Source organism: Clostridia bacterium (genome assembly GCA_036562685.1).
Lineage (GTDB): Bacteria > Bacillota > Clostridia > Christensenellales > DUVY01 > DUVY01.
This window is the reverse complement of the sequence record DATCJR010000127.1, coordinates 18,034-41,935: the sequence shown is the minus strand read 5'-3', so window position 1 is coordinate 41,935 and position 23,902 is coordinate 18,034. Positions and strand designations below refer to the sequence as shown.

Here is a 23,902-nt window from a genome sequence, read left to right as displayed (position 1 = left end):
GAATAGAACATGATAAGGTCTTCCAATTCATCCTTGTGCGTACCAAAGTCAGAATAAATTCCGTATTTTAATGTTCTTCCAAAGCTCTTATAGAACTTTTCGTATTTTTCGCGCTCGTTTTTTTGCATATTCAAAAGCTCGGACTTAATCTTCTCTTTAAGTTTTTTTGCTATGAACTGCAATTGTCTGTCGTGCTGCAAAAGCTCTCTTGAAATATTCAAGGACAAGTTTTCACTATCTACAAGACCTTGAACAAAAGCAAAATAATCAGGCAAAAGATCTGCACACTTATTCATAATTAAAACGCCGTTAGAATACAATTCAAGACCTTTTTGATATTCCTTAGAATAATAATCAAAAGGCGCATTTTCAGGAATATACATGATCGCTCTAAAGTTTGTAGCGCCCTCTACATTTTGATGTATATATGCCAAAGGCTTTCCAAAACCATAGTGCTTTTCTTCATAGAATTTATAATAATCTTCATCTTTTAGTTCGGACTTGTTCTTACGCCAAATAGGAACCATGCTGTTGAGTATTTCGTATTCTTTGTAATCTTCATACTCGTTTTCGGTGCCTTCTTTTTTGCGGCTCTTAGTAACAAGCATCTTAATAGGATATCTTATAAAGTCAGAATATTTTTTAACCAGACCTCTTATACGATATTCTTCCAAAAACTCGTCATAGTTTTCTTCATCTGCACTTGTCTTGATTGTCAAGATTATATCAGTTCCTATGGTGTCTTTTTGGGCTGGCTCGATTGTATAGCCTTCTGCACCGTCAGATTCCCAAAGATAGGCTTCAGTAGAATTATAAGCTCTGGTCAGCACCTTTACATTTTGTGCTACCATAAATGCGGAATAAAAGCCTACGCCGAACTGACCTATGATATTAATGTCTTCTTTTTGCTCCTTGTTAAGTTTGAAATCCAATGAACCGCTTTTTGCAATAGTGCCTAGATTGTTTTCTAGTTCTTCTTTTGTCATGCCTATACCGGTATCAGATATAGTAAGCGTACGCGCATCTTTATTAATGCTTATTCTTATATAATAATCTTCTTTATTAAAATTAATAGAATTGTCAGTCAATGCAAGATAATACAACTTGTCCAAAGCATCGCTGGCATTAGAAATAATCTCTCTTAAGAATATTTCTTTGTGCGTATAGATCGAATTGATCATCAAATCTAGAAGTCTTTTTGACTCTGCTTTAAACTCTTTTTTTTGCATATCGTCCTCCTGTACAATGTTAAGAATTTAAATCCATAATATTATTAGTTCAAATTTTTTCCAATGTCAAGTTAGTACCACACATCACTCAAAAAAGCATTTTTTATCAATCTTATATCATCATCAATTATTTCAATCACATCAAACCTTGCGGGCATATCAAAAAGATTATTTTGCTTAATATACGTAACAGCAGCTTTTGCAATATGCTGCTGTTTTTTGTAATTAACCGCTTCGGATGGTGAACCATAGGCTGTATTTGCTCTGCTTTTAACTTCCAAAAAGACAAGTGTTTTTCCGTCTAATGCGATAATATCAATTTCTCCAGACGAGCATCTGTAATTAGTCTTGAGAATCTTATATCCTATTTTCTTTAGATATGCTTCGGCTCTTGCTTCGCCTATCCTGCCTTTTTGGACATTTTGTTCGCTCATCAAAACCCCACAAAAAACTCTCTTAATCTTTAGCGTCTATATTTTCTGAATTTAAGTACAAATGCGTCAAAAAACTTTGTCTATGTATAGGGCAAGGACCCCATTTTTTCAAGGCTTCCAAATGAGATTTTGTTCCATAGCCTTTCGAATTTTTAAATCCATATTGCGGATACACCTTGTCCATTTCGCGCATATACCTGTCTCTTGTTACCTTTGCCAAAATACTTGCCGCTGCGATATTATAAGACAATTCATCGCCTTTTATAATTGCCTCGTATGGGCAGGGCAAATTAAGTCCTTTTACGGCATCTACCAAAATAATATCGGGTATTATCTTAAGTCCATTTGCCGCCAGTTCCATACCTCTTTTGGTAGCCTGTAAAATATTGATTTCGTCAATGACTTTATGGTCAATCATAACCACATTATATGCAACAGCGTTTTTTATGATAATTTCATAAAGTTCTTCTCGTTTTTGTTCAGATAACTTTTTGCTGTCGTCAACGCCTTCTATATATTGTCCTTTGGGCATTATAACAGCAGCACAAGACACAGGTCCTGCCAAAGGTCCGCGTCCTGCTTCATCAATGCCGCAGATGTAATTTAAATCGGCATAATTCTTTTCATAATCTAAAGTGCTTTTAGACAATTTATTACTCCGTTATGATGGTTGTTCCAAAGAAATATTTCCAAGTCTGCCTGAGCGAAAATCGTCCAACACCGCTACGGCAGTTCTTTCGATATCAAGTTCTCCACCTTTTATTAGATATCCTCTTGATTTTGCTATATCTTCCAATGTTTCTGTATTGTTTCCATATCTTTTGATGAGATTATCTTTAAACCTATTATTCATCTCCATCAAAAACTCTCTTGAAAGTTCAACAACATCAAGTATATCATCTTTTATGCTTCCGATGTATGCAAGATGTTTTGCCAAATCCATATCGTCCAGCTTAGGTGCTAGCACGCCCGGAGTATCCAGCATATCGATTATATTATCCACTCTGACCCATTGTTTGCCGCGGGTAACTCCAGGTCTGTTTCCTGTTTTTGTTCTGCCTGCACCGCACAATGAATTAATTATAGACGATTTTCCGGTGTTTGGGATACCTGCAACCATAACTTTTGGGATATAATTAATGCCCTTTTTTTGCCATTTCTGGATTTGATTGCTAACTAATTTTTTTATTTCTGGGATTATTACTCTTGCGCCGCCGCTTTTGGTCGCTATGACGCTTACCGCAAGATTGCCATTAGAAGACAGATGTTGTACCCACTCTTTGTTGTTTTTTTGGTCCGCCAAATCGGCTTTATTCAAAACGTACAAAACAGGCTTATTGCCTATGAGATTTAAAAAATGACTATTAATGCATGCTCTTACAGCACGCGAATCCAAAACATAAATAACTGCATCAACTATTTTTAAATTTTGCTCGGCTTCTCTTATGGCTTTTGCCATATGTCCGGGAAACCATTGAATGTTCATAATTTTATTCCTTAATTAGATCAGGGCGAAGCTTTTTTGTTATAATTTTGCTTTGCTCTTCACGCCATTTTTGTATCGCTTTGTGGTCGCCGCTAAACAAAACCTCTGGAACGCTATGTCCCATAAATTCTCTAGGACGTGTATAATGCGGATATTCTAACAATCCATTTTCAAAACTTTCAAACTTGGCGGACTGGTCGTTGCCCAGCACTCCACGTTCTAATCGCGCTACGCAGTCAATAACCACTTGAGCGGCAAGTTCTCCGCCTGTAAGTACATAATCGCCTATCGAAATTTCTTCGTCAATATAAAAATCTATTATTCTTTGGTCAAGTCCTTCATAATGTCCGCAAAGCAAGACCATATGCTCTTTTTGGCTCAATTCATTGGCAATTTTTTGGTTAAATGTTCTCCCTTTAGGCGATAAATAAACACGCCAAGCCTGATGTCCAGGATCTGCAGCTTCCAAAGCATCATATACAGGCTGAGGCATCATAACCATACCTTCTCCGCCTCCAAAAGAATAATCATCGCATTTCTGATGGCGGTCAATAGAATAATCTCTTATATTATAAAGCTGAACATCCAACACTCCAGCATCAATAGCACGTTTTAATATGCTGCATTTTAAAGAATCAAACATTTCGGGGAACAATGTCAGCACACTAATCTTCATAAATGCTGACCTCTTCAAATACTTTTTCGTCTAAAACTATCTTTTTGTTTTCGATATCTATTTGGATAACAAGCTTACGAAGATAAGGAAATCTTACTACTTTTTCGCCCTTTACAGTATAGACATCAGCAGCACCATATTGCTCAATATCAACAACTTTTCCAATATATTTTTGACCTGTATACACATCGCAGCCCAAAATGTCCACAATATAATATCCGCCATTTTCTAAAGGTGCAGCATCCTGTCTGTCTATATAGATATCCTTACCTCTCAAAACTTGGGCGTCTTCTATGCTGCAAATTTTGCTTAGATTAAGATACACCATACCGCCGCTTTCATAAGATGAAAGCACTTTGTAATTGATGTCATCTATATAAACGTTTTTAACTTTCAAGAGATTATCAATATCATCGGTAAAAGGTTTGACTTTTATCTCACCTTTTAAACCGCGAGTTTTTAGAACTGTCCCTATCAACATTCTTTGATTCATATATGTTCTCCGATATATTTAAGGCGGCAAAATCTGCCGCCTTAAATATATTAATTTTTCAGATTATTGTTTATCTACAATTTCTACGGTGTATTTTACACCTTCTTTCATTCCTGCGGCACGAACGATTGTGCGTATAGCCTTAACTATCTTGCCTTGTTTTCCAATAACCTTGCCCATATCTTCCTTGGACAACTCTACCTTAATAGTAGTATCTTCTTGCGACACCTTAACTTCTTCAAGATTATCAGCAAGCCCTTTTACTATATATTCAACTAGTTCAACCATTATTATTACTCCTTAGACTTTTTAACGGCTTTAGTCTTTGCAGGTGCGGGCTTAGCAGGCTTTTCAAGAACGCCAGCTTTAATTAATAGTGATTTTACTGTGTCTGTAGGTTGAGCACCTTTTTTAATCCAATCTTTTGCCTTTTCTACATCCACTTTAACTTCTGCGGGATCGGTTAATGGATTGTAATATCCCACAATTTCAATGAATTTTCCGTCACGGGGTGAACGTGAATCTGCGACAATTATTCTATAAAAAGGTGATTTTTTGTCGCCTAATCTAGTAAGTCTTAATTTAACTGCCATAAAAATTTTTCTCCTTGTATGTATGTATAAAATTTATATATAATTGGTTTTTATATATTTCGTATCTTTAGAAGGGCAAACGCATTCTTCCGCCTTTTCCCTTAAATCTTTTCATCATTTCTTTGGTCTGTTCGTATTGCTTTAACAGTTGATTAACTTCTTGTATGCTCGTTCCACTGCCATTGGCTATACGCTTTCTTCTTGATGCCTTGATGATATCAGGATTATTGCGTTCTTCTTTGGTCATAGACTGAATAATAGCCTTAAAAACTTTAATGCGGCTTTCATCCAAATCGCCATCCTTGATATTAAACTTGTTTGCGCCCGGCATCATGTTAAGAATTTCGGACAATCCGCCCATCTTGCTGATACTGTCAAACTGCACCAAAAAATCGTCTAGTGTAAAGCTGTTTTCAGCAATACGGCGTTCCATTTTTTTTAGGTCTTCTTCATTGACAGCGGCTTGGGCTTTTTCTATAAGAGTCAAAACATCGCCCATTCCCAAAATTCTGGACGCCATACGGTCAGGATAAAAAGGTTCAATATCTCCAACTTTTTCGCCTATACCGCAAAACTTGATAGGCTTGCCTGTTACTGCACGTACGGACAGAGCCGCACCGCCTCTTGTATCGCCGTCAAGTTTGGTCAAAATTACGCCTGTGATATTAAGTCTTTCGTTAAAAGTCTGCGCTACCGTAACAGCATCTTGACCTGTCATAGCATCAACGGTCAACAAAATTTCACAAGGACGCGTAGCCTTAATGATTTCTTCAAGCTCTTTCATCAGCTCGTCGTTTATATGCAATCTTCCCGCTGTATCCAAAATTAAGGTATCGCAAGATTTTTTGGATGCTTGAGTGATAGCGGATTTTGCGATTTTGACAGGATTGGATGTTCCTTGTTCAAAAAATTCAGCACCTGCATTTTTTGCAACGATTTCCAATTGCTTAATAGCAGCAGGACGATAAACGTCGCACGCTGCTAGCATGACATTGCGACCTTGCTTTTTTAACATATTAGCAAGCTTGCCGCACATCGTAGTTTTACCAGCACCTTGAAGTCCGCACATCATTATAATAGCAGGATTGCCGGATAACTCCAGCTTAGACAAAGTGCCGCCCATTAGATTGATTAATTCTTCATTGACAATCTTAACAACTTGTTGCGAAGCGGTCAGACTGTTAAGAATCTCTGCGCCTGTAGCTTTTTGGGAGACTTTGGAGATAAAGTCCTTGACTACTGCAAAGTTAACGTCCGCTTCCAGCAAGGCAACTCTTACTTCTCTCAAAGCGGTCTTGACTTCTAGTTCGCTAAGTCTGCCTTTATGGGCAATCTTAGAAAATATATGATTTAATTTTTCGCTTAATCCTTTAAATAATGCCATAAAAATCCTGCTTAGATTAGTTTTAGCAAACTATCTAAAAATTTTAAAACTTCGTCTTTATCTACGCTGTTTGCTTGAAAAGTCTTATCTTTGTATTCAATAATCTTTTCTCTCAAATCATAAAATTTGGAAGCCATTTTGAGTTTATCTTCATATTCGGTTAATGCCTTTTTGGCGCGTGTCAGATAATCTCTTACTCCCTGACGTGTAATACCCAATTCTTGAGATATTTCACCCAAAGACATATCTTGGTTATAAAACCTATCCAAAATATCTCTTGTCTTTTGATTGAGTAATGCACCGTAAAAATCCGCCAGCAAACCGACTTCTAACTCTTTCATTGCTTCTTCCTGTAAAGTATAATCACTTTACAGTCATAATATACACGGTGAAATGATTTTTGTCAATTAGATTGTAAAAAATAAAAAAAGAAAATTTTTCTAAACCATTGAATCTACAAATTCTTTTGAATCAAACTCTATAATATCATCTATACCTTCGCCAACACCTACATACATTACGGGCAAGCCCAGTTTTTTGGATATGGCAAGCACCACTCCGCCTTTTGCTGTTCCGTCCAGCTTGGTCAAAATTATACCGTCTAATTTGACAGCTTCATTAAATATATCTGCTTGAGATATTGCGTTTTGACCTGTGGTAGCATCCAAAACAAGCAGTCTTATGTGATTAGCTTCGGGATATTCTCTTTCTGCAATTCTTGTAATCTTTTTGAGCTCTTCCATCAGGTTCTTTTTGTTATGCAGTCTGCCTGCTGTATCTATAAGCAGGATATCAGTACCTTTGGCTTTTGCAGACTGTATAGCGTCATATACGACTGCTGCAGGATCTGCGCCTTCGCCCTGACGCACTATTTTTACCTTAGCCCTTTCTGCCCATACGGTAAGCTGGTCTGATGCGGCAGCTCTAAAGGTATCAGCGGCTGCAACCATAACTTTATACTTTTTATCTGAGAAATATTTTGCAAGTTTACCGACAGCGGTAGTTTTGCCTACGCCGTTAACGCCTACTACGGTAATAACCATAGGAGAAGTAATTTCGGGTACTTCTACCTCATCCAAAATTTCAGTAATTATTTCTTTTAAAACTTCTATGACATCATCGCGTTCTTTGATTCTTCTATCTTCTACTTCTTCTCTTAATCTGTCCAATATATATTCAGCAGCTTCGGCTCCCATATCAGAACTCAAAAGTATTGCTTCAAGTTCGTCAAAAAAATCATCGTCCAATACACCGCCTGTAAAAAGAAGGTGTAATTTGTAGCTTATTGACTCTCTTGTCTTTTTCAAAGCTTCCCAAATTTTTTTGAACAAACCCATAAGAAATTATGCTCCTTCTATTTGTGCAACCTTTACCGCGTCTTCTAGTCTTACGCTTACAACCTTGGATACACCCTGTTCTTCCATAGTTACACCGTACAAGCTATCGGCTAGCTCCATTGTCGGCTTTCTATGCGTTATAACAATAAACTGAGTCTTGTTGCTGAAGTTCTGCAAGTATTTTGCAAATCTCTCTGCATTGGCATCATCCAATGCCGCTTCAATTTCGTCCAGAATGCAAAACGGCATAGCGCGAAGCTTCAAGATCGCAAACAAAATCGCTATAGCGGTCAAAGCTCTTTCTCCGCCTGACAGCAACGAAATGCTCTGCAGCTTCTTTCCAGGCGGCTCGGCAATTATTTCGATACCTGCTTCAAGAGGATCTTCAGCTTCTTCCAAAACAAGCTTAGCATTACCGCCGCCAAACAACTGACGGAACACCTGTGAAAAATTGACCTTGATCTGTTCAAATGAACGGTCAAATCTGGTGATCATCTCAGAAACCATTTCTTTAATGACCTTTCGTATATCTGCCATGGATTTTTCAAGGTCTTCTTTTTGCTTGGTTTCTTCATCAACTCTTTCTTTTAGGATACGGTATTCTTCTATGGCATCAGGATTGACATAGCCTAAGCGGATAATTTCACGCCTTAATCTATTGGCTTCGGCAATTCCTGCTTCGCTGTCAAAATCTGGCAGCTTAAACTCCAAACATCCTTCATAGTCAAGGTTATATTCTTCGGCTATTTTTTCGCTGTCTATATGTAAGTTGACATCAATATCGTTAAGACGTTTTTCATGTTCAAATTTCTTTTCTTTTAGCTTATTGAGTTCTTCTTGAACTTTTAGCCTGTTGGAATCCAACTCTATAAGTTTTGCCTGACAATCCTGTTTATATTTATCAAGGTCTGATAATTTTTCTGAAACTTCTTTTAGTCTTTCATGATCCTTAGGATCCGCAGCTATTCCGCCCAATAACGGCAAGTCTGCTGTTTCAATGACTTCGTTATTAGATTTTATATTCTTTTTGCTTTCCGAAATTGCTTCGTCCAGATACTGTATTCTTGCAGTCAGTCTGTTAATTTCGCTGTCGCATGCATTTTTTTGAGTATTATATGAAGCCAAATCAACTTTAGAATTGGTTATTTGAGCAAGCAGCTCTTCACGCTGTTTTTTCAGCTCTTCAAACTGTTTTTGCTTCTGACTGTTGACATTATCTTCAGATTTTTGCTGCGAACTTATTGTGTTTTCCTGACTGCTAAGAGTTGCAATCTGTTGCTCAATATTTTCTATATAGTCCTTAGCTTTTTCAACTTCTGAAGTATAGAATAATATTTCTCTGTTATAGCTTTCTATATTTCCTGCTGCTTTTTTATACTGCTCTTTTTCAGATGCAAGCTCAACTTCTCTTACGTGCAAGTCATTTTGGCATTTCTTTAACTGCTGATTAAGCTTTTCAACTTCTTCTTCGACTTGTGATTTTTCTTTCAAAGCAGCAGATAACTGTTCTTCTATATCTTTCAAATTCTTAGATGCTTGTTCCAGCTGATTTTCATAACTTAACAGGTTGGAAACATCATTTTTCTTGCTTCCGCCTGTAATACTTCCGCCGTAAGCAATAATATCTCCGTCTAGGGTAACGATTTTGAAAGAATAATTGGTTGCTTTTGCTATATTGACAGCGACATCAAGGTCTTTAGCAATAACTGTACGTCCCAAAAGCATGCGGATTATTCCGTCATATCTGCTTTCAAAAGATATAAGATCGGCAGCCACTCCATAGCAGCCGTCAAATTTCTTGATTTTATCAAGCAAATCCTTTTCCAGATAACGGGCCTTAACAGCAGAAACGGGCAAGAATGTAGCGCGTCCCAGCTTATGCTGTTTTAGATAATTAACGGCATATTTTGCGCCTTCTTCGTCAGGCGTGATTATGTTCTGCGCTGTAGCACCCAAAGCCATATCAATTGCTGTTTCTAGATGCGGCTTAACCTTAATGACTCTTGCTACAACATTTTCTATATGACGCGCCAAAACAGCGTCAGTTTTAGCTGCATTAAACAACGACTTAACGCTAAAGTTATAATTGCGCATATCTGATGCGATTTCGCTAAGCAATTTTTGTTGCGTTTTTTGTCTATGAAATTCTGCGCTAAGCCTGTCGCATTTTGCTGCAAGCTCTTTGGACGCTTTTAGATTGGTATTATAATCGTTGGATAAAACTTCTAGTTCAGATCTTAATTTGCTTCTCTCAAGTTCAAGTCTTTCAACATTTTTTTGAAGCTTGATTGCTCGTATTTCATCTTCAGTTAAGCGGCTTTTTAAAGATTCTGTCTTTTGGGTGTTTTCGCGGATTTTTTCTTCTAAACTTATTTTCTTGGTTTGCAAAGAAGACAATTCAGACTTGATGTCTGTTATTTTGTTTAAAGACAAAAGCTCTTCTTGATGTGCTTTTTGGGCTTGAGCTTCTATCTCGCTGATAACGCCTGAAATCTCTATATATTGATTGTTTAATTCTTCGATTGTATTTCTTAAATCATTGATATCGTCTTTTAGTTTTGAAGACTTGTCGATATTTTCGTCAAGCGCTTTTTTGCATTCTTCTCTTTCTGATTCGTCTTTCAAAAGCTGCATTGACAATCTGTCGTTTTGCTCTTTTAAATAAGTTATTTTTTCTCTTATCAGCTTTTGTCCGCTTTCTGCTCTTTCTAACTTTAATGACAAGGCAAGTCTTTCATCATTCAATGCTTTTATCTGGCTGTCAAGCTTGGATGAATTATCCATAGCTTCCATATAATCTAAATAAGCCTTATCATATAACTGTTGATATTTTTCAATTTCTTGATTAACAGCATCTAAAGCCTCTGCAGCGACTTTCTTTTTGGCTTCTGCTGTCTCATATAAAACTATATAATTGTTTATATCAAGAATACGTTGACGCTTTTTTAATTCAAGATATTTTTCTGCTTTTTCAGCTTGAGCTTTTAACGGCTCCAAACTTTTTTCAAGCTCATTCAAAACAGCAACATGAGTAGTCAGCTTTTCTTCTACTCTTGCAAGCTTTCTTTCATTTTCTATTTTAACTTGTTTGTACTTGGTAATGCCTGCTGCGTCTTCAAAAATGCCTCGCCTGTCTTCGGGCTTGGCGCTCAAAATTTCGTCTATTCTTCCCTGTCCGATTATCGAATAGCTGTCTTTCCCTAGACCGGAATTATGCAAAATAGCCGTAATATCTTTTAGACGGCAAGGAGTTTTGTTAATGGCGTATTCGCTTTCACCGTTTCTATATAATTTTCTTGAAATTACAACTTCTTCAAAATCTGTATCAAAAATTCTATCTTTGTTATCAAAGTATAATAAAACTTCGCAATAGGACAAAGATTTTCTGTTCGCAGTTCCATTGAAAATAACGTCCTGCATATTGGAACCACGCAAACTTTTTGGAGATTGTTCACCTAACGCCCATCTGATACTGTCGGCAACGTTGCTTTTCCCGCATCCGTTAGGACCAACAATGGCCGTTACACCTTCCCCAAATTCAATAGTCAGTTTATCTGCAAAGGATTTGAATCCGTATACTTCTAATTTTTTAAAATACAAAGCACTATACCCTTAAATTTACTTTAGTTATTTTAGCATATATAAGCCTGTTTGAAAAGTAATAAAAATCAACAAACAGCGTAATAATACCGTATTAATAACGCAGTTAGTCTGATTTTGTCATAAAAATCCTAACAGACCGATCTTATCTGGCAGTTATATCAAGCCCAATTTCTCACAAGCAATCTTAGCAGAAAGTTTTTCAGCTTCATTCTTGCTTTTGGCTTTTGCTCTTGCCAAAACTTTTTGGTTAATTACGACTTCAACCAAAAATAGGTTTTTATTATTTTCGACTATTTCTGAATATTTGAAAATATCTTTTTTTTGCTGTAAAGTATGTTCTAGCAAAAGTCCGACATAGTTATCCGTTTTGTTTTTTAGAGCCTGCGCCATATTGGCGCCTAAAGACCTAAAAATAAAATCTCTCGCTTCTTCAAGTCCGCCGTCCAAAAATATTGCGCCGGTAACCGCTTCAAAAAGATCGCATTTTGTGGCTTCGGACTTTACAGGATTAGAGCGTGTTTCGCCCACTCCGCAACGCAAAAAATCTATGATGTTTAGCTCATCCACAGCTTTTGCTAGCGGTGTTTTGTTCACAATTGATGCTCGCTTTTCTGATAGATGCTTTTCTTTCCAGCCTTCTTTGGCGTTTTGATATAAAAACTCTGCGACGACAAGGCTCAAAACGCTGTCGCCCAAAAACTCCAACATTTCGTTGCTTGGCACTTTTCTTTCATTGGAATATGACGAATGCGTAAAGGCGGTAATTAATATCTCTTTATCATTAAACTCATATCCAATAAGACTTTGTATTTTTGATATATCCATACTATTGTGCCAGTTTGGAAAGCCCTGATTTGATTTTTTCTATCAGGTCTTGCTTTGCCATTGATTGCGCCTGCAAAATAGCGGCTGCTATTGTTTGAGCTTTAGAAGAGCCGTGAGTTTTTACGACAATCTTTTTGCAGCCTAAAAAAGGAGCCCCGCCCATCTTGGTATAATCCAATCTGTCTTTTAGTTTTTTAAATGAAGGCTTCATTAATGCAGCTCCGATTTTGGACAATGTTCTTTCCATGATAGATTGCTTCAAGCCGGTCAGCATAAGATTCATTGCGCCTTCCAAAGACTTAAGCATTACATTGCCCACAAATCCGTCTGCGACTATAACATCATAATCGCCTGAAACTGCGTCTCTAGCTTCCATATTGCCCACAAAATTAACAGGCGCATTTTTTAAAAGTTCAAATGCGGCTTTTGATTGAGCATTGCCTTTTTCGTCTTCGGTGCCTACTGACAAAAGTCCGACCTTGGGAGATTGTATTCCATAAATTGACTGCATATATGATGAGCCCATTATCGCGAACTGAACAAGATATTCAGGCTTGCAATCCATATTGGCTCCGCTGTCTATAAGCATGGTATGACCGTAAGTCAATGTAGGCAGAACGGGCGCTAATGCAGGTCTGTCTATTCCGTCAAGACGTCCTACGATAAGCATAGCTCCTGTCAAAAACGCTCCGGTGCTTCCTGCCGATACCATAGCTGCAACTTCATCATCTTCTTTCAGACGGTAAAGCCCTTTTACAAGAGAAGATTCTTTTTTCTCTCTGATAGCCAATGTAGGATGCTCGTTATTTCCTATAACTTCGGCTGCATCCAAAACCTCTATACGGCTGTTGTCAAAAGTGTATTTTTCAAGTTCTTTAGAAATAACATCATTTTTCCCAGATAAAACAATCTTTATTTCATTGCTTTGATTTAAGGCTTCAACTGCGCCCTTGATGATTTCAACGGGTGCGTTATCGCCACCAAAAGCGTCAACAATAATCTTCATAATAATAACTCCATATTGATTGATAAAATTATTATAAACAAAAATATTAAATATAGCAAATTTGTATCCAAGGCAAGCAAAAAACTGTTTTTATTTTTGATTAAAAACTTTTAGACAAAATTATTTATTTTTTGCGATTAATATTTATTAATTATCTTTCTAAAAATCAATCGATTTTATATCTGTCCTTGTAGCGGTCTTTGGCTGCTTGCGTGTATTTTTTTATAAATTCGGTTTTGGCATGTGTGTATGCATCACGGTTATGTTTATATTTTTTTGCCAATTCTAATTTGAGCTTTTCATATTGTCTTGCTACATCATCAAATTCTTTTAGATAATCTCTAAAATACAATTCATCGCAATCGCCTGGATATCTTATATGCAAATGAAAAACTTTTTTCAAAAAACCTTGTTCTGAATAGCCTTTTAAAAACATCATGCTAGGCTTAGGTCTGTCTGGCTGAAACGAAAAGATGTATCCTGTATTAATTAGTGATGCTTTCAGCTGTTCCAAATCGGTATCAACTTTTATTTCAAGCAAAATATCTATGGTCGGCTTGGCGATAAGACCATCAACCGAAGTGCTGCCTATATGATTTATTCGCACTATATTATCAATTCCTACCGCATATATTATATTTTGCTTTTCTTCACTATACCAGTTTTTATATTCTTCGTTATATTCTTTTAAAATTATTGGAAACAACTGCCATAATTCTTCATTGGTCATTTCAGATAACTTTTTCATCTCTTCACCTAAAAAATTTTTATTAAAACCATTATACATAATAATCAAAAAAGAGTATGTATTGTAACATACTCTTTTTTATTTTTTAGTATAAAAACCACACCTGCATATCGCTTTTTTCTCTATTTGCCCACATAAAATATGGCAGCAATTTTAAATCTATTTTTTGATATTTTGGTTTTTGATATGAATACAGCTCTGTTTGCGCTCTCTTGTAAGCGGGCAATATAATATTATATTTAGCTATACTTCCTTCTTCTAGTTTAGGTTTTCTTGATAGATCAAGTTTAACATCATTTAAATCAATATTTGGATTGTCTATTCCTTCTGCGGCATATACAATCGGTCCTCTGGTTACTGCGGCTCTTCCGCTGTCAGCTCTGACCTTATTATGCGCATACACCAATCTTACAGACATTTCAAAATCAATTTTTATATTAGTTTCATCTGACAAACCTATTTCTAAATACCCATTCTTAACAGCACCTTTGTATGATTTTTTGTTAACAAAAACCTTATATCCTGTTGTCCAATACGGAATACGCAAACACACCTTAATTGGTTTTTTAGGCTTGATGTTAATATTAATCTTGCCTTCCCATGGCATTTGGGATTTTATATCCACAAAAACACCGTTGATATCGGCAGTTGAGCTTATATATTGATTGATAAAGATACTCTCTTCATCATATTTGAAAATCAAACCGCCGATAGATGCAATAGTTCTGGTCAAGTTTGGCGGACAGCACGAACAATCAAAAACTTCTTGGCGTCTCAAAATAGGCATATGCTGCTTTACCTTGCAAGTCTGATTAAAATCAAATTTTTGGACATCAGCTTCCAAAGGATTTTCATAAAAAAATGATTTTCCGTCTAAAGACACTCCCGCTAAGACATTGTTATATAATGCTCTTTCTATGGTATCAGCATATTTTGAATCAGCCTCAATATTATTCATGCGGTCACAAAACATTATCAATGCGATAGCAGCGCACGTTTCTGCATAAGCACTTATATTGGGTAGGTCATAATCATAAGTAAAAGCCTCTCCGTAATGCGATGAGCCAACGCCGCCAGTAATATACATACGCTTAGTTGTGATGTTTTCGTATATAGCCTTGCATGCATTCAAAAGCTCTTGATCGTTGCATTCTTTTGCAATGTCTGCCATTGCAGAGTACAAATATAATGCTCTTACACTATGACCTTCGGCTGTTTTTTGCTGCCTTACAGGAATATAAGATTGGTCATAACGATTGTCTACCGTTTGATAAACCTCTTCCTGTTTTTGTCCTCTTTGGTCTATAAAGAACTTGGCAAGATCAAGATATCTTTTTTCATCAGTTGTTTTATACAGCTTATAAAGAGCTAATTCTATTTCTTCATGTCCTGGCGTAACAAAAGCCGCGGTGTGTTCTATTTTGAACACTTTTTCTATATGGTCGGCAAGTTTTTTGACAATATTCAAGAATTTATCTTTGCCTGTTGCCTGATAATACACAACTGCAGCCTCGATAAGATGTCCAGCACAATACAATTCATGTTCTGTTCTTAACTTCCATTTTTTGTCAGGCTCTATATGAGAAAAATAGCTGTTAAAATATCCATCGCTTTGCTGATGAGCTTGTATTTCGTCAATATAACCATCGCACAGCTTTTCTAATTCTGAATCTCTATGGTCAATCAAAACATAAGCAACACTTTCTATCCATTTTGCCACATCAGAATCAAAAAAGATATGCGGCTTGTTGGGCTGCCCCTCTTTCCATATTTGCTTCAATGCCTCAAATCTGCCAGTTTCTAAAAAGCGTTTATGAATGCTTTTTATACTTTCGATATTTATTTTCTGGCGGTCTTTAAAAAAGCCTTCAGTTATCTTAACCTTACTTAAATCAACTCTTTGCATACACCTACCGATAACCGCTTAATAAATGCTTTTGTTCTTCCAAACAAAATCAGATATCAACAAATCGTTTTCCAGCTTATCCAAATCAGTATTTTTATCGATTACTACCAATTCAACATTCATAATTCTTGCAAAATCTCTTATATGCTCTAAATCCAGCTGTGTAGTTAAAACGCTGTGATGCGCTCCGCCTGCCATAATCCATGCAGCAGCGCTAGTCTTAAGATCAGGCATAGGTCTCCATAATACTCTTGCAACGGGCAGCTTAGGCATAGATGCAGGCTTTATTATTTCTGCCTGATTTACAATCATTCTAAAGCGGTCACCTAAGTCTATCAAGGTTACCAAAAGCGCATTTCCTGTTTTGCCCTCAAAAACAAGTCTTGCAGGAGGCTCTTTTCCGCCTATTGACAAAGGATGAACTTCCAGCGAAGGCTTGCTGTCTGCGATACTAGGACAAACCTCAAGCATATGTGCACCCAAAATAGCTTCTTTTCCTTTTTCTAGATGATATGTATAATCTTCCATAAAAGATGTTCCACCGTCTAACCCTTGAGCCATATATTTTAACAAATGCGTCATAGCCGAAGTTTTCCAATCACCCTCTGCGCCAAATCCATATCCTTCTTTCATTAGCGTCTGGCATGCAAGTCCGGGAAGCTGTTCAAGTCCGTGCAGATTTTCAAAAGTGGTAGTAAATGCACTAAAACCGCCTTCATTTAAAAAGCGTTTTAATGCTATTTCATATTTAGCCTGAACTTTTACAGCATCGATATCAACATCTTTTTCCAAAATATATTGCTCTTTATAATTTTCAATCACTCTGTCAGTCTCTTTTGGACTTACTTTATTGACATAATTCAAAAAATCGCCAATGCCATAGCCGTTTACAGACCAGCCAAATCTAGTCTGCGCTTCAACCTTGTCGCCCTCTGTAACTGCGACTTCACGCATATTATCACCTAGTCTTGCCACTTTTAAAGTATTGCTTTTATCGGCAGCGGCGGCGGCTCTACACCATGTAAAGATTTTTTTGCATACTTCTTCGTCTTTATAATAACCTGCCACAACTTTTCGTCTTATTCTCAATCTTGAAACTATATGTCCAAACTCTCTGTCTCCATGTGCGGATTGATTGAGATTCATAAAATCCATATCGATAGTATCATAAGGAATACATTCATTAAATTGTGTATTAATATGAAGCATAGGCTTATTCAAAATCTTAAGTCCATTTATCCACATCTTAGCGGGACTAAAGGTATGCATCCATGTTATTATGCCTATGCATTCAGGATCCGAATTTACTGAGCGTGCCATTGCGGTTATTTCTTCCGGAGTTTTGACGGTATCATAATATTTTATAGTGACAGGATTATCTTTTTGAGAATTAAAAAACATCGCGATTTCACGACCATGCTCTGCAACTTGTTTTAAAACCTCTTCGCCATACAAATGCTGGCTTCCTACCACAAAATAAACAACTTTATTCTTCATATCAATCATTCTCCTTATTGACGATTTTTGATTTATTTTTTTGTCTGTCCGTAATAAGCGTTTTTACCATGCTTTCTCAAATAGTGCTTTTCTATCAAAAAACTATCCGCAGGTGTTATCGACGGCTGAATGTTTTCACTCAAAAATGCCATTTTGGCTACCTCTTCCAAAACAGCGGCATTAAAAACCGCGTCTTTTGCGGTTTTTCCAAAAGTAAAAGGTCCATGAGATTTTACAATGACTGCAGGGGTGCTTAAGGGGTCAATGTTTTTAAATGTCTGGACTATTACTTTGCCTGTGTTTTTTTCGTAATCGGTCTTGATTTCTTCTTCAGTCAATGCTCGTGTACACGGAACATCGCCATAAAAATAATCTGCATGCGTTGTTCCGTAGCACTTTATCGGTCTGCCGGCTTGAGCCCATGCAGTCGCATATGTTGAATGAGTGTGCACAACTCCGCCTATACTTGGGAAGTTTTTGTATAATTCAATATGAGTAGGTGTGTCCGAAGAAGGATTGAGAGCGCCTTCAACAACCTTACCGTTTAAATCGACCAAAACGATATCTTCCACTTTAAGACGGTCATATTCTACGCCGCTAGGTTTTATTGCGATAACACCTGACTGTCTATCAATAGCAGAAACATTTCCCCAAGTGAAAATAACAAGATTATATTTGACAAGATTAAGATTTTGTTCCCAAACTTCTTTTTTAAGATTTTCTAACATTTTGATGCTTCCTTAATTGCTTTTAATCTTTTCATAACATCGTTTTCGCCGCGTCCAAAATAATCATGCAAGGTCTTGTATTCGGCGAATAATTTGTTATAAACTTCTACATTTTGAGGAATAGGCCTATACACAAGGTCTTTTCTGACCTTAGCCATAACTTTGACCGCATCCGAAATATTATCAAATCCGCCGCGTGCAGAACCTGCTGCAACTGCGCCAAAAATAGCGCTTCCTAATGCAGGAGCTTGCGGTGACCCGCTTATCTTAATTTCCATATTGGTAACATCAGAATAAATCTGCATCATCATAGGATTTTTTGATACTATTCCGCCTGCGGCATAGAGTTCGTTAATAGGAACGCCGTTTTCTCTAAATGTCTCAATAATCAGTCTTGTTCCGTAAGCGGTAGCTTCTATTAATGCTCTATATATTTCTTCCGGTTTGGTCAAAAGCGTTGCACCTAAAAGCAATCCAGTCAAATCCGCATCAACCAGAACAGAACGGTTTCCGTTCCACCAGTCAAGCGCCAATAATCCGCTTTCACCAACCTTTAGCTTTTGAGCTTTTTTAGTCAAAAAGTCATGTATGTTAAGATTTTGCTGCTTTGCCTGTTCATAATAAGAGTAAGAAACGCAATTTTTTACAAACCAGTCAAAATGATCGCCTACACATGATTGTCCTGCTTCATAGCCCATAAATCCAGGCAAAACTCCGTCTTCTACCACTCCGCACATACCAGGGACTATATGTTCTTCTTCTCCCAACAATATGTGACATGTTGATGTTCCCATAATCATAAGCATTTTGCCTGCTTCTGTTATACCAGCTGCCGGAACAGCCACATGCGCATCCACATTGCCGACAGCCACAGCAGTTCCTTTTCTTAGTCCTGTAAGTTTAGCTCCAAAATCATTAATTTCGCCTGCTTTTGTGCCTATGGGATAAATATCTCTTGATAATTTTGTATCTACGAGATCTTCCAATAATGGATTGAGTGCTTTATAAAACTCTTTGCTCGGATACCCGTTATGCTTATGCCACAATGCCTTATATCCGGCAGTACAGCTGTTTCGCATTTCTTTTCCTGTAAGCATCATTATTATCCAGTCAGTAGCTTCCATAATTCTGTCAGCTTTTTTGTATATATGAGGCGTTTCTTGTGCTATTTGCATAACCTTAGGAACAAGCCATTCGCTGCTTATTTTTCCGCCATAATAATCCAAAAACTTTTCTCCGCGTTCTTTTGCGATTTTATTAAGCTGGTTGGCCTGCTCTTGTGCAGCATGATGTTTCCAAAGTTTCACATAAGCGTGCGGCTCGTTTTTAAGTTCGTCATAAAAACACAAAGGCTTACCAGATCTATCTGTGGGCAAAATAGTACAAGCTGTAAAATCAATTCCTATACCTACTACATCATCAGCACAAACCTTCGCTGTTTTTAAAACATCAGGAATTGTGTTTGATAACACATCCAAATAATCCTGCGGATGCTGTAAAGCCCAGTCAACGCCTAACTTAGTTTTGCCGTCTGGCAAGTATTCATCCATTACTTTGTGAGGATATTCAAAAACAGAAACTGCGACTTCTTCGCCTGAGTTTAAATCAACCAAAACAGCTCTTCCGCTAAGCGTTCCAAAATCAACTCCAATGCTGTATTTGCTCATTTCTCCCTCCAATCTATTATTTTAATTTAAATTAAAATATTAAATAAAAAATTGAATTATTGACTTTATTTTATCATTATAAAATTACTAAGTCAATATATAAAATATAATCTTGTAATATATAATTTAATTTCACATAAAATTAAAATAATATAGGTGATTTAGCTTGCAATTACCATTTTAATTTATTATACTTATTAATAAAATAAAGTTTAGGAAAGACATAATGAAAAACATTAAAAATATTTATGATTGTTTACCTATATGCAGTGCTTTAAGTTCAGACGTAAGAATTGAAATAGTAAATCAGCTTTTAAAAAATAAAACAATGAATCTCGATAATCTGGCTAAGATATTAGGGTTAACAAATGGTGCTATTACTGCTCACATCAAAAAGCTATCAGATGCCGGCATTATTACTGTAACTACATCTTCAGGGGTACGTGGTTCTCAAAAACTATGCTCCTTGGCTGTTGATAAAATAATTATTGATATAACGGGCAATGAAGCTCAGACCAATGCATATGATTTTGAAGTGGATGTTGGTCAATATTCTGATTATCAGATCACGCCTACATGCGGAATTGTTACCAAAGATTCTATTATAGGCGAACTTGACGATCCTAGGTATTTTTCTTATCCTGAAAGATTTAATGCAGGGCTTCTTTGGTTTACAGAAGGATTTGTAGAATACAAAATCCCTAATGCGCTAAAGCCCAACCAAAAAGCAATTGAATTGCAATTGACTTTTGAAATCGCAAGTGAAGCACCTGGATTTTCTTCTCAATATCCGTCCGATATATATTTTAGCGTTAACGGCATAGAACTTGGATACTGGACTTCTCCTGGCGAATTTAATGACCGTCCGGGATTGGTTTCTCCCAGCTGGTGGTTTAAAAATCTGGGACAGTATGGAAGATACAAAATGCTTATCATAAACCAAGAGGGAACATTTATTGACGGATTGCCCATAGGAAGTACAACTATTGAAGATTTGGGAATATATCATAATTCAAACATAACTTTTAGAATATCAGTACCAGCCAAAGCCGCAAATAAAGGCGGAGTTACATTGTTTGGAAAATCTTTTGGAGATTATCCTGATGGAATAAAAATCAGACTGGTTTATGAAAATATAAATCAAAACGGAAATGCAAAATAACATTTATTAGAATATAATTATAAAAAAAAGCCTTCAAAAATTTTGAAGGCTTTTTTTATCTTAACATATCGTCATTTAGGCGGTTTAATAAACTAGAAAAAATATCTATATGTAATTCTTCATCTAGGATTATGCGTTCTAGCAGTTTTTGAACTTGACGGTTATCAATCATCCTTATATGACGGCGATAATTTCTAATTGCTGTTTTTTCGCCTTCTATATTAGCCAGCAGCATTTCTTTTGGATTTTTTGTATATATGACATAATCTGCTGTCCACATCCGGCATCCTACTTCATATTCAGGATCTCCGCCCAAATTCTTTATTGCCATACCCAGCAATTCCAAATGCTCCATTTCCACTATCGCTATCCCAAGCAATACCCCTGCTAATTCATCCAAAACATCATTCATAAGAATACGCTGATATATGTATACATTTATTGCTGTTAGTTCGCTTTGGCAGCCAGCATAATCTTCTTTTATGAGCATAACTGTTTTTGGATCACAAACAGGTTCGACTTCTGGATAAGGTAAGTCAAGTTTGAATCTTTTGCGGCGTTCGTTGTTTTCCATATTAACACCCCGATAATAATACTTCTAACCATTTGTATTAATACAGGATGCTTTTTGTTACAAAAAATTTTAATTCTTAGTGGTAAGCTTGATATTTCTATCTTTTAGCCATTCAACGCTAAGTTCCAGCCATTTATAAGCTGAAGTACTTGTAGCTTTCAAAACATCTTCAGCGTTAGTATCTCGTTCTACAGTAGCAAGCCCGTGTCTGCCCTTTTCAAAAATATGAAGCTCAAATGGAACATTATTTTTTTCACACGCCAAAGCATAAACTAAACTGTTATAGTAAGGAACAAAACGATCTTCATAAGTATGCCATAAAAATGCAGGAGAAGAATTTTTAGTAACTCTTTTCTCTAAAGATAAATACTCTCTCAAATTTTTATCATTTCCGCAAAGAAGATCAAAAGAACCTTTATGCGCTTTTTCTCCTGATGTGATTACAGGATAACTTAATATAACAGCATCGGGTCTTATGAGTTCTGCACGTTTTTGAAATATCTTTTGTGCAACAGGATCATCAAATAATGTAGCAAGACAGCCGCAAAGATGTCCGCCTGCTGAAAATCCAACTGCGCAAACCATATTTGTACCTATACTATACAAATCTGCATTTTCACGGATGTAAATCATCGCCATTGCTGCTTCTAAAAATTGTGTCGGATAATTTTGAACTGAGCCTTGTGTATAATCCAAGATAAAAGTTTGGAAACCATACATGCAATATCTTATAGCTATAGGGTCAGCTTCTCTAGGCGAACAAAAAGCATATCCGCCGCCTGGCAAAACAAGCATTGCAGGATAAATATATTTTTGGTCATAAACTTCTGATTTGTCTTTTATAAGACATTTCAAAAAACCTTTTACGCCCTGTTTTTTTGGCATTCCAAAATATTCATACAAATCAATAGTTTTGATATTCATTATATATTTCCCTCTTTTTCCCTTTAATATAAGTATTATAGCACAAACTAAAGATAGAGTTATTAAAACATTAATCATATGACACAAAATTTAGGTTATTAAAATGATCAAAAAATAAAAGGTTCTTAATAAAGAACCTTTTCTAAATCTCTTAGTCTTGATGATTTATCTTTGATCGATAGGTACATAATCTCTTTGCGGCTGAACACTCATATATGACGGTCGTATAATCTTGCCGGCATTAATCAATTCTTCCAATCGATGCGCACTCCAGCCGACTATTCTAGCGATTGCAAAAATGGGTGTATAAAGTTTTGTAGGAAGTCCAAGCATATCATAAACAAACCCGCTGTAAAAATCTATATTAGCGCTTACTCCCTTATACATCTTTCTTTCGTTGGCTATTATTCTGGGCGCGATTTCCTCTATAGCTGAATATAGATTAAATTCTTTTTCCAAGCCTTTTTCTTTGGACAGTTTTTCTACAAACGATCTTAACAAGGTCGCTCTCGGATCGGACAAAGAATATATCGCATGCCCTATTCCATAAATCAGACCTGTTCTATCAAAGGCTTCTTTATGCAAAATCTTCAACAGATACGCTTCAATTTCGTCTTTATCGTTCCAGTCTTTTACATTGTTTTTTATGTCTTCAAACATTTCGCTGACTTTGACATTAGCACCGCCATGCTTGGGACCTTTTAGCGAGCCCAAAGCCGCAGCGATAGCCGAATATGTATCTGTGCCTGAAGAAGTAACTACATGGGTTGTAAATGTAGAGTTATTGCCGCCACCGTGTTCTGCATGCAGCACTAGCGCAAGATCTAGAATTTGCGCTTCCAATTTGGTGTATTTGCTGTCTAATCTTAACATATGCAAAATATTTTCGGCGGTAGAAAGGGCTTTTATTGGCTCATGTATAAAGAAGCTGGTATTGTCAGTCAAATAATAATCATAAGCCTGATAGCTATAAACAGCAAGAAGTGGAAAAGTTGCAATAAGCTGAATACATTGTCTTAACACATTAGGTATAGATATGTCATTAGGGTTTTTGTCATAAGAATAAAGCGTAAGCACGCTTCTTGCAAGCGACACCATAACATCATCACTAGGTGCTTTCATTATTACATCGCGCACAAACGAATTAGGAAGAGAACGGTAGCTTGCCAAAAGATCTTTGAACTGCTCCAAAGAATTCTTATCAGGAAGTTGTCCAAACAGCAAAAGATAAGAAATCTCCTCAAAGCCAAATCTTCCATCCTGAATAAAGCCTTTTACCAGATCTTCCACATCGTAACCGCGGTAATACAGTTTTCCATCGCAAGGAATTTTTTCACCATTGACCGTCTTAAAAGCTTCTATTTCAGATATTTGGGTAAGTCCAGTCAAAACGCCCTTGCCGTTAAGATCTCGTAACCCTCTATATACTTTGTGTTCTACATATAGATCAGGGTTTATGCTGTTATCTTTGAAGCATAATTCAGATAATTTTAAAATTTCTTCAGTGATCTCTGAATAATTTCTGCTCATTAACACCTTCCTTTTCCTTATAATTTTTTTTGATTTTTTTGATTTGCGTATTTATTGAAAATTATCGATGATAAATAAAATTTAAATTAACAATTTAAAG

The 23,902-nt window shown here is 36.5% G+C and carries 23 protein-coding genes; 1 reads left to right on the top strand and 22 read right to left on the bottom strand.

Translation table 11 applies throughout. The annotated features are described in order from the left end of the window. The 19 genes from htpG to araB all read right to left on the bottom strand — a co-directional run. Window positions 1-1,229: molecular chaperone HtpG (gene htpG / locus VIL26_05820; protein HEY8390451.1), on the bottom strand; the 1,229-nt coding region annotated here is incomplete at its 3' end. A gap of 71 nt (window positions 1,230-1,300) precedes the next feature. After that, window positions 1,301-1,663 carry a YraN family protein gene (locus VIL26_05815; GenBank protein ID HEY8390450.1) on the bottom strand — a complete coding sequence of 121 codons (363 nt, stop codon included), beginning with the start codon at window positions 1,661-1,663 and terminating at the stop codon, window positions 1,301-1,303. 22 nt (window positions 1,664-1,685) lie between these two features. After that, window positions 1,686-2,312, bottom strand: a complete 627-nt coding sequence (locus VIL26_05810) for a ribonuclease HII (GenBank protein HEY8390449.1) — start codon at window positions 2,310-2,312, stop codon at window positions 1,686-1,688. 12 nt (window positions 2,313-2,324) lie between these two features. Continuing rightward, a complete protein-coding gene (gene ylqF / locus VIL26_05805) occupies window positions 2,325-3,149 on the bottom strand; it encodes a ribosome biogenesis GTPase YlqF (GenBank protein ID HEY8390448.1) in 825 nt (274 codons plus the stop codon). A gap of 4 nt (window positions 3,150-3,153) precedes the next feature. Then, entirely contained in the window at window positions 3,154-3,825 is a 672-nt protein-coding gene (trmD, locus tag VIL26_05800; protein ID HEY8390447.1) for a tRNA (guanosine(37)-N1)-methyltransferase TrmD, read from the bottom strand. After that, the gene (rimM, locus tag VIL26_05795; GenBank protein HEY8390446.1) at window positions 3,815-4,318 is read right to left on the bottom strand and encodes a ribosome maturation factor RimM; all 504 of its coding nucleotides are present in this window, start codon (window positions 4,316-4,318) and stop codon (window positions 3,815-3,817) included. The genes trmD and rimM overlap by 11 nt, the downstream gene beginning before the upstream one ends. A gap of 63 nt (window positions 4,319-4,381) precedes the next feature. Continuing rightward, on the bottom strand, window positions 4,382-4,606 hold the full coding sequence (locus VIL26_05790; GenBank protein ID HEY8390445.1) for a KH domain-containing protein: 225 nt from the start codon (window positions 4,604-4,606) through the stop codon (window positions 4,382-4,384). Window positions 4,607-4,611: 5 nt separating this feature from the next. Further along, window positions 4,612-4,911 (bottom strand): 30S ribosomal protein S16, encoded by a 300-nt coding sequence (gene rpsP / locus VIL26_05785; GenBank protein HEY8390444.1) that lies wholly within the window; start codon window positions 4,909-4,911, stop codon window positions 4,612-4,614. A gap of 67 nt (window positions 4,912-4,978) precedes the next feature. Then, window positions 4,979-6,295: a signal recognition particle protein gene (gene ffh, locus VIL26_05780; GenBank protein HEY8390443.1), complete on the bottom strand. Its 1,317-nt coding sequence runs from the start codon at window positions 6,293-6,295 to the stop codon at window positions 4,979-4,981. 11 nt (window positions 6,296-6,306) lie between these two features. After that, window positions 6,307-6,636, bottom strand: a complete 330-nt coding sequence (locus VIL26_05775; GenBank protein ID HEY8390442.1) for a sigma factor-like helix-turn-helix DNA-binding protein — start codon at window positions 6,634-6,636, stop codon at window positions 6,307-6,309. Window positions 6,637-6,735: 99 nt separating this feature from the next. Further along, window positions 6,736-7,632, bottom strand: a complete 897-nt coding sequence (ftsY, locus tag VIL26_05770; GenBank protein HEY8390441.1) for a signal recognition particle-docking protein FtsY — start codon at window positions 7,630-7,632, stop codon at window positions 6,736-6,738. A gap of 6 nt (window positions 7,633-7,638) precedes the next feature. Further along, a complete protein-coding gene (gene smc, locus VIL26_05765; protein HEY8390440.1) occupies window positions 7,639-11,232 on the bottom strand; it encodes a chromosome segregation protein SMC in 3,594 nt (1,197 codons plus the stop codon). A 156-nt stretch (window positions 11,233-11,388) separates the two neighbouring features. After that, window positions 11,389-12,060 (bottom strand): ribonuclease III, encoded by a 672-nt coding sequence (gene rnc, locus VIL26_05760; GenBank protein HEY8390439.1) that lies wholly within the window; start codon window positions 12,058-12,060, stop codon window positions 11,389-11,391. A gap of 1 nt (window position 12,061) precedes the next feature. Next, window positions 12,062-13,066, bottom strand: coding sequence for a phosphate acyltransferase PlsX (gene plsX / locus VIL26_05755; GenBank protein HEY8390438.1), 1,005 nt, complete (start codon window positions 13,064-13,066; stop codon window positions 12,062-12,064). A 166-nt stretch (window positions 13,067-13,232) separates the two neighbouring features. Then, a complete protein-coding gene (locus VIL26_05750) occupies window positions 13,233-13,814 on the bottom strand; it encodes a GrpB family protein (GenBank protein HEY8390437.1) in 582 nt (193 codons plus the stop codon). Between the two features lie 85 nt (window positions 13,815-13,899). After that, window positions 13,900-15,720: a beta-L-arabinofuranosidase domain-containing protein gene (locus tag VIL26_05745; protein HEY8390436.1), complete on the bottom strand. Its 1,821-nt coding sequence runs from the start codon at window positions 15,718-15,720 to the stop codon at window positions 13,900-13,902. 18 nt (window positions 15,721-15,738) lie between these two features. Further along, window positions 15,739-17,226, bottom strand: a complete 1,488-nt coding sequence (araA, locus tag VIL26_05740; GenBank protein ID HEY8390435.1) for an L-arabinose isomerase — start codon at window positions 17,224-17,226, stop codon at window positions 15,739-15,741. Window positions 17,227-17,249: 23 nt separating this feature from the next. Then, entirely contained in the window at window positions 17,250-17,945 is a 696-nt protein-coding gene (locus VIL26_05735) for an L-ribulose-5-phosphate 4-epimerase (protein HEY8390434.1), read from the bottom strand. Beyond that, on the bottom strand, window positions 17,939-19,612 hold the full coding sequence (gene araB / locus VIL26_05730; protein ID HEY8390433.1) for a ribulokinase: 1,674 nt from the start codon (window positions 19,610-19,612) through the stop codon (window positions 17,939-17,941). Before araB ends, VIL26_05735 begins: the two co-directional genes overlap by 7 nt. Before the next feature lie 226 nt (window positions 19,613-19,838). Between araB and VIL26_05725 the strand changes: the two genes are divergently transcribed. Beyond that, on the top strand, window positions 19,839-20,774 hold the full coding sequence (locus tag VIL26_05725) for a winged helix-turn-helix transcriptional regulator (protein HEY8390432.1): 936 nt from the start codon (window positions 19,839-19,841) through the stop codon (window positions 20,772-20,774). 55 nt (window positions 20,775-20,829) lie between these two features. Here the strand turns inward: VIL26_05725 and VIL26_05720 are convergent, their stop codons facing one another. The 3 genes from VIL26_05720 to VIL26_05710 form a co-directional block, all read right to left on the bottom strand. After that, the gene (locus VIL26_05720; protein ID HEY8390431.1) at window positions 20,830-21,348 is read right to left on the bottom strand and encodes a ferritin-like domain-containing protein; all 519 of its coding nucleotides are present in this window, start codon (window positions 21,346-21,348) and stop codon (window positions 20,830-20,832) included. Between the two features lie 69 nt (window positions 21,349-21,417). Beyond that, window positions 21,418-22,272, bottom strand: coding sequence for an alpha/beta hydrolase (locus VIL26_05715; protein ID HEY8390430.1), 855 nt, complete (start codon window positions 22,270-22,272; stop codon window positions 21,418-21,420). A gap of 165 nt (window positions 22,273-22,437) precedes the next feature. Continuing rightward, window positions 22,438-23,802: a citrate/2-methylcitrate synthase gene (locus VIL26_05710; GenBank protein ID HEY8390429.1), complete on the bottom strand. Its 1,365-nt coding sequence runs from the start codon at window positions 23,800-23,802 to the stop codon at window positions 22,438-22,440. Window positions 23,803-23,902: the final 100 nt, after the last annotated feature.

What these genes read in the sequence shown, in the direction of transcription:
- VIL26_05815 (HEY8390450.1), bottom strand. Translation starts at nt 1,663, where the DNA reads ATGAGCGAACAAAATGTCCAAAAAGGCAGGATAGGCGAAGCAAGAGCC.
- ylqF (HEY8390448.1), bottom strand. Translation starts at nt 3,149, where the DNA reads ATGAACATTCAATGGTTTCCCGGACATATGGCAAAAGCCATAAGAGAA.
- trmD (HEY8390447.1), bottom strand. Translation starts at nt 3,825, where the DNA reads ATGAAGATTAGTGTGCTGACATTGTTCCCCGAAATGTTTGATTCTTTA.
- rimM (HEY8390446.1), bottom strand. Translation starts at nt 4,318, where the DNA reads ATGAATCAAAGAATGTTGATAGGGACAGTTCTAAAAACTCGCGGTTTA.
- VIL26_05790 (HEY8390445.1), bottom strand. Translation starts at nt 4,606, where the DNA reads ATGGTTGAACTAGTTGAATATATAGTAAAAGGGCTTGCTGATAATCTT.
- rpsP (HEY8390444.1), bottom strand. Translation starts at nt 4,911, where the DNA reads ATGGCAGTTAAATTAAGACTTACTAGATTAGGCGACAAAAAATCACCT.
- ffh (HEY8390443.1), bottom strand. Translation starts at nt 6,295, where the DNA reads ATGGCATTATTTAAAGGATTAAGCGAAAAATTAAATCATATATTTTCT.
- VIL26_05775 (HEY8390442.1), bottom strand. Translation starts at nt 6,636, where the DNA reads ATGAAAGAGTTAGAAGTCGGTTTGCTGGCGGATTTTTACGGTGCATTA.
- ftsY (HEY8390441.1), bottom strand. Translation starts at nt 7,632, where the DNA reads ATGGGTTTGTTCAAAAAAATTTGGGAAGCTTTGAAAAAGACAAGAGAG.
- rnc (HEY8390439.1), bottom strand. Translation starts at nt 12,060, where the DNA reads ATGGATATATCAAAAATACAAAGTCTTATTGGATATGAGTTTAATGAT.
- plsX (HEY8390438.1), bottom strand. Translation starts at nt 13,066, where the DNA reads ATGAAGATTATTGTTGACGCTTTTGGTGGCGATAACGCACCCGTTGAA.
- VIL26_05750 (HEY8390437.1), bottom strand. Translation starts at nt 13,814, where the DNA reads ATGAAAAAGTTATCTGAAATGACCAATGAAGAATTATGGCAGTTGTTT.
- VIL26_05745 (HEY8390436.1), bottom strand. Translation starts at nt 15,720, where the DNA reads ATGCAAAGAGTTGATTTAAGTAAGGTTAAGATAACTGAAGGCTTTTTT.
- araA (HEY8390435.1), bottom strand. Translation starts at nt 17,226, where the DNA reads ATGATTGATATGAAGAATAAAGTTGTTTATTTTGTGGTAGGAAGCCAG.
- VIL26_05735 (HEY8390434.1), bottom strand. Translation starts at nt 17,945, where the DNA reads ATGTTAGAAAATCTTAAAAAAGAAGTTTGGGAACAAAATCTTAATCTT.
- araB (HEY8390433.1), bottom strand. Translation starts at nt 19,612, where the DNA reads ATGAGCAAATACAGCATTGGAGTTGATTTTGGAACGCTTAGCGGAAGA.
- VIL26_05725 (HEY8390432.1), top strand. Translation starts at nt 19,839, where the DNA reads ATGAAAAACATTAAAAATATTTATGATTGTTTACCTATATGCAGTGCT.
- VIL26_05720 (HEY8390431.1), bottom strand. Translation starts at nt 21,348, where the DNA reads ATGGAAAACAACGAACGCCGCAAAAGATTCAAACTTGACTTACCTTAT.
- VIL26_05715 (HEY8390430.1), bottom strand. Translation starts at nt 22,272, where the DNA reads ATGAATATCAAAACTATTGATTTGTATGAATATTTTGGAATGCCAAAA.
- VIL26_05710 (HEY8390429.1), bottom strand. Translation starts at nt 23,802, where the DNA reads ATGAGCAGAAATTATTCAGAGATCACTGAAGAAATTTTAAAATTATCT.